The sequence below is a fragment of the Polynucleobacter sp. 39-46-10 genome (assembly GCF_002282275.1).
Genome location: NZ_NCJB01000137.1, coordinates 1 through 5938, shown reverse-complemented (window position 1 = coordinate 5938; position 5938 = coordinate 1). Strand labels below are relative to the sequence as shown.

The 5938-nt window shown below is 45.8% G+C and carries 4 protein-coding genes and 1 pseudogene; 3 read left to right on the top strand and 2 right to left on the bottom strand.

Going from position 1 to position 5938, the window contains the following annotated elements:
- Positions 1–23 precede the first annotated feature (23 nt).
- Both murU and B7X71_RS10760 read right to left on the bottom strand, forming a co-directional pair.
- Positions 24–740 carry an N-acetylmuramate alpha-1-phosphate uridylyltransferase MurU gene (murU, locus tag B7X71_RS10765; protein WP_293600729.1) on the bottom strand — a complete coding sequence of 239 codons (717 nt, stop codon included), beginning with the start codon at positions 738–740 and terminating at the stop codon, positions 24–26.
- A 12-nt stretch (positions 741–752) separates the two neighbouring features.
- A complete protein-coding gene (locus B7X71_RS10760) occupies positions 753–1754 on the bottom strand; it encodes a phosphotransferase (RefSeq protein WP_293600728.1) in 1002 nt (333 codons plus the stop codon).
- 32 nt (positions 1755–1786) lie between these two features.
- On the opposite strand from B7X71_RS10760, the gene lptD reads away from it, so the two are divergent.
- From lptD to pdxA, 3 genes and pseudogenes are all read left to right on the top strand, one after another.
- Positions 1787–4321: an LPS assembly protein LptD gene (lptD, locus tag B7X71_RS10755; protein ID WP_293600727.1), complete on the top strand. Its 2535-nt coding sequence runs from the start codon at positions 1787–1789 to the stop codon at positions 4319–4321.
- Entirely contained in the window at positions 4318–5766 is a 1449-nt protein-coding gene (locus B7X71_RS10750; protein WP_293600726.1) for a peptidylprolyl isomerase, read from the top strand. Before lptD ends, B7X71_RS10750 begins: the two co-directional genes overlap by 4 nt.
- Positions 5741–5938, top strand: a pseudogene (pdxA, locus tag B7X71_RS10745) (4-hydroxythreonine-4-phosphate dehydrogenase); the annotation flags it as partial. The gene B7X71_RS10750 and the pseudogene pdxA, both read left to right, overlap by 26 nt.

The following is a 5938-nucleotide window of genomic DNA, read 5'->3' as shown; positions in this document are numbered from 1 at the left end:
GGCGTTGTTGGTAAATAGTGGATTTATTCATGCGCTGCATTGAGCTCTTGTAATCGTTGAGGTGTACCTACATCGTGCCACGGACCGGCATATTTTTCACCAGACACTCGATTTTTGGCCATAGCCACCCTGAGGAGTGGGGCTAATTTAGTAGGTACATCCAACTCTACATCTTTAAAGAGGTCTCGATGGTAGATGCCGATACCGGAAAAAGTTAGTTTTTCGGCATCGGCCAGAGATTCGGAGGCCACTTGGGAGCCTTTGAGATAAAAGTCCCCCTCGAGGTGTTGAACTGGATTGGGAACCATCAAAAGATGTGCCAAAGGTTGATTTGGCATGCTTCGTAAACTGGAAATTTGTTCCAAAAGCTGCGCAATCGGTAGATTTGGGCTAAAAACATCCCCATTAATCACCAAGAAATAATCGCTGGGGTTCAGCAAGGGGAGTGCTTTACAAATGCCACCTGCTGTTTCTAAGGCGATAGTTTCTGGAGAGTAGGCAATATTCAAATTAAATTGACTGCCATTTCCTAGGGCTTGCTCAATCTTATTGCCAAGCCAAGCATGATTAATCACTACATTCTCAATGCCTGCCGCACTGAGTGCTTCTAAATGCCAGGCGAGTAAGGATTTGTTTTTTATGGTGAGGAGTGGTTTAGGCAGCTCATCGGTTAGTGGACGCATGCGTTCGCCTCGACCTGCGGCCAGTAAAAAGCAAGGAACGAGATTGCGCTTATTCATGATCGATGATGACTAATTCTGATTGGAGCGTGTCGATTCCAAAATACGTGCCAAGGGCTTTAATTCAATATAGCGATTTGCGCTTGCAATCGCGTACTCGAGTACCAATGGAATATCTTTGAGATAGCCATCTTTACCATCGCGATGAAATAGCCTTGCAAAAATCCCCAAAATTTTGAGGTGTCGCTGTAAGCCCATCCACTCGAAGTCACGATAGAACTGACCAAAATCATCTGGCATTGGCAATCCTGCTTTGCGGCCAGCTTCCCAAAATTTAATGACCCAATCTATCACGCGTTCTTCGGGCCATGCAATGTATGCATCACGCCAGAGTGAGGCAGCATCGTAAGTAATCGGGCCATAAACTGCATCTTGAAAATCGATAACACCGGGATTATTTTTTTCGGTCACCATCAGATTGCGTGAGTGATAGTCTCGATGAACGTAGACTTTTGCTTGAGCAAGATTATTTTGAATAATGAGTTCGAATGCTTGCTTCATTTGAGAGATTTGAAGTTCAGTTAACTCCATCTGCAAATGCTTTCCTAAATACCACTCAGGAAATAAATCAAGCTCACGTTGTAGAAGTGCTTCATCATAGTTTGGCAGGACATCAGGTTTGCTCGCTAACTGCATTTGTACTAAAGCATGTGTCGCATCTTTGTATAGATGATCCGTACTCTGAGAATTGAGCTCTGCAAGGAAAGTTTTAGTGCCAAGATCGTTGAGTAAAAGAAAGCCCTCGACGACATTTTTTTCTAGAATTTTCGGGACATTTAAACCGGCATTTTCAAGCAATAAATCGACCTTAATAAAGGCATCTAAGGGTTCATGTTGGGGTGGGGCATCCATCACGATCAAAGTCGGAAAATCCGGGTTTTTGGACTCAATCCGGAAATACCGTCGAAAGCTGGCATCTGCCGAGGCGGGGGCTAAAGTGGGGAGATCTAATTGCCAGCTAGGTTCAAGGCCTTTTAGCCAGTTACGGAGGGTGTCTAAGCGAGAGTCAGTCATGGTCGATTCGTATAATAGCGGGGTCTGGATCTATGAGTCATTATCGCCGTCGCGCTGGCCTTTGTGCCCCTCTTTTTTTATCTGTCACCCTGCGCGTAATGATGGGGGTTGCATTGTCGCAATTTGCCCACTTAAGTATGGCTCAGGCACCTGCACCTTTACCTCCTTCATCACAGTCATTAGGTAGCTCTGCTAACTCCGTATTAATCCCCGATCGTGGCGATGTCACTGTCTTAAAGTTGGATGATCAATTACGGGTTGGTAAGCCTATCGCTGATGGTAATGCATTGACGTTTACTTCCAGTGATTCGATTGATGGAATTGTCGATCGTGAAATGCGCTTAAAGGGACGTGCGCAAATTCGACGTAACGGTGCAGTGATCAAAGCCGATGAAATTAAATATGATCCTGATTCTGATGTAGCTAACTTATTGGGCAATACTGAATTTTCAAAAGGTAACACATCTTTCAAAGGACCAAAGGCGCGTTTTCGGGTAGATGCTCGTGATGGTGAAATGGAATCTCCGAATTACGAATTGCGTGATAACAGAGCAAGTGGCAATGCAAAAAAATTAACGATTGAAACTTCAGATGTATTTGTGTTTGATAAGGCAACTTATACAACTTGCACCCCAGAAAACTTAGATTGGTATTTCACGGCTAGTACGCTTGAGATTGATAACGAGCAAAAAGAAATGGTTGGTACAAACGGTGTTATGCGATTCTTTGATGTACCCATTGCTTATGTTCCTTACTTCACTGCACCAACATCAAATCAACGCCGTTCCGGAATTTTGGCACCGGTAGCTGGTTATAACTCCAATAATGGTATTGATGTGACGACGCCCTACTACGTCAATATTGCGCCTAATCGTGACTTGCTATTGTTGCCTCGAGTAATGGGCCAACGTGGAGTGCAATTGGGCGCTAAGTATCAGTTTTTGGATAAGCAGTACTCTGGCAACTTAATGGGTGACTATCTGCCTTACGATCGCAAAACTGGCACGGATCGTTGGCGCTATGACTGGCAGCAAAGACAGAACTTTAGTGGTGATTTATTGGGTATGGGTGGTGTCCCCATTGCTGGTGCTTGGACTGGTTATGCCAATGTGGCGCGGGTATCAGATAACTTGTATCCAATTGACTTTTCACAAAGTATTGCCGGCGCAGTTACCAATCAATTTCGTCAAGAGGTTGGTACTACTAAGAACTTAACCGGAAGTTTAAGCAATTGGACGGTTGCCGCAAGAGCGATGACTTTCCAGACATTGCAGCCTGATCCAACGGTGACTGTGCAATCTCCCTACAATATTTTGCCGAATATCACTGCCACCTATAACAACCGTTTAACTCCAACGGTGGCTGACGCTAGCGGTAAATATATTACCTTGCCATCAGGCCCTGTAACAACGTTTTCAACTGACTACACCCGATTTGCTTACAACATTGGTGGAAACCTACAGGCAACTGCTCCAGGTGCATTTAGCCAAGCAGATCGAACAGTTATTAAAGGTGCAATGTCACTACCTCAGATTACACCCGGTTATTACATCACTCCTAAGGTCAGCTTTCAGTCGAATACTTATAATGCCACCCCATATAACCCTGTGGGAGCGCCAGCTGCACAAGGCTTTACCATACCCACATTCAGTCTTGATTCTGGTTTGGCGTTTGAAAGAGATGCCGCTGAATTAAAGGGCTTCTTTGGGCGCGATATGTTGCTCACCATGGAGCCAAGAGCGTTTTATGTTTATACCCCCTATGAAAGTCAGGCTCAAACTCCACTGTTTGATACGGCAGATGCGGGTTTTGGTGTTACCCAAATTTTTAGTGAAAATACATTTATTGGTAATGACCGTATTGCGGATAACAATAAGCTGACTGGTGGCTTAACTAGTCGGATGATTGAGGCTAATACTGGCGCAGAGCGAGCTAACGTAACCCTTGCACAGCGCCAAGCATTTTCGGGGCAGCGAGTTGGCCTTAATGGAAACATTGCCAATCCAACAACCTACTCCGATACCTTGGGCTCAGCGTCTGTGCGCCTGCTAGGTAACTTTAGTGCAGATATGTTTGGGCAGTACAACACCCAGTTAAATAAATTGGTTCAGACAACCGTTGGTGGAAGCTGGCGTCCTACGCCTGGTAGAAATTTGAATTTTGGGTATAGAAACGTTTGGAGCCCTCCAACACAGGCTTCAGTGCAAAATAATACGCTGGGCACACTAGCTCAGACGACTACTGATCAATACAATATATCTGGGCAGTGGCCTCTCACCCGAGAGGTTTCAGCATTGGGTCGATGGGGTTATGACGCGTTAACAACTAAAACGCTTAACACTTTAGTGGGTTTAGAGTGGATGCGCGATTGCTGGACCTTACGCGGTGCTTACTCTCAAATGCTCAATACCTCACAAATAACCACTACCCAGGTTTTATTCCAAATAGAATTTAGGGGATTTGGTAGCGCTGGTAGTAATCCAGTTGATATCATGAAGCTAAATGTTCCTGGATATATGCCTACTTCCAAGCCTATACCACCTTCAATATACGAGAACTATCAATGATGCGTAGGAATCGATTTAACCAAGCCCTTGCAGCCATGATTTTGGCTGGCACTGCTCTTATGACTCAGTTCGCGCTTGCACAAGATGGCTCAAAGACTGCGGCTGATAGCAAAATTCGTAATATTGATGGTGTTGCAGCGGTCGTAAATACAGGCTACGTGACGCGTAAAGAGATTGATGATCGCATTACGGCCTTACAAAAGCAGGGAACCAAACTTCCTGACGCAGCGACTTTACGTAAGACCGTGCTCGAGCGTCTGATTGTCGAAAAGATCCAACTGCAAAATGCTGAGCAAGAAGGTGTTGCAGTTAGCAACAAGGAACTCGATAAGATTATTGGTGATATAGCAGCTAAGAATAAATTAACAGTTGCTGAACTGAAAGTAAAAATTGCTGCGACTGGTAGCACCTATGATCGGTATCGTGAAATGTTGCGTGATGATGTAATCATTAGTCGCTATCGCGAGCGCGAGGTAGAAGGCAAGATTAAGATTTCTGATGCAGAAGTCGATAATTTCATTACTGACCGCAATCGTGAAGTAGCTGGTGGAGGAAGGGCGGCACGATCTACTCCAGCCGCTAAAGGTGAGCCAGAGGAAATCGATGTAGCTCAGATTTTTATTCCAGTAGATGCGAGTGCAGGTGCTGGTGCTCAGGCTGCAGCAAAGAAGCAAGCAGAATCTTTATTGCGAGAAGCTCGTGGTGATGTCGATTTTTTGCAGCTGGGTGCAATGGCCGCAAAAGACAATCCAAAAATTAAGTTTCAGGAATTAGGTTACCGCACACCAGATCGCTTGCCGCAATTATTTTATGAGGCTGTGAGAAATACAGGTAGCGGGCAACTTGCTAATGCAGTAGTAAGAAGCCCAGCTGGCTATCACGTACTCAAGGTTCTTGATCGTCGCGCCTTAGCTGCTGGTGCCCCTGAGCCGCAGCAAGCTTCTCCCCAAGAAGGTACAACTACCCCACAAAACATTATGGTGACGCAGACCTTGTCTCGCCATATCTTATTGCGCAGTCGTGCTGGTTTAACGGATCAGGATGCTGAAAGACGCCTCGCCGGCTATCGAGACCAGGTTCGCGCAAAGACTGCTGATTTTGGCGAACTGGCTAAAAAGTATTCTGAAGATGGATCTGCTGCTAACGGTGGAAATCTAGGTTGGATGGGTCCTGGTGATTTAGTTCCTGAGTTTGATCAAGCTATGAACCGCTTGCAAATTGGTGAAGTCAGCAACCCAGTGAAGACCGAGTTTGGTTGGCATTTGATTCAGGTGCTCGAGCGTCGTGAAGCACAATTAACTCTGGAGAAGCAGCGTCAATTTGCCCGCGCAGCAATCCGTGAGCGTAAGTTCGAACAGGCTTATCAAGATTGGTTACGTGAATTACGCGACACCGCTACGGTGAAGATCATTAACGCAGATGATCCAGCAGCCAGCCCTCGTTAATTTAGTCATTAGTTCTGGAGAGCCCGCAGGGCTTGGTCCAGAGGTTTCTCTTGCAGCTGCTTTAGCCTTCTTGCAGCAGCAGCCCGCAAGCACGATTACTTTGCTTGCTGACCCCAGCTTGATTCCGGCGACTAAGATTCCTCAAGAGTTATCGAACCGCCTGCAGGTGGAA

Excerpts from the sequence above, each read along its gene's own strand:
- murU (WP_293600729.1), bottom strand. The coding sequence starts at position 740 with ATGAATAAGCGCAATCTCGTTCCTTGCTTTTTACTGGCCGCAGGTCGA.
- B7X71_RS10760 (WP_293600728.1), bottom strand. The coding sequence starts at position 1,754 with ATGACTGACTCTCGCTTAGACACCCTCCGTAACTGGCTAAAAGGCCTT.
- lptD (WP_293600727.1), top strand. The coding sequence starts at position 1,787 with ATGAGTCATTATCGCCGTCGCGCTGGCCTTTGTGCCCCTCTTTTTTTA.
- B7X71_RS10750 (WP_293600726.1), top strand. The coding sequence starts at position 4,318 with ATGATGCGTAGGAATCGATTTAACCAAGCCCTTGCAGCCATGATTTTG.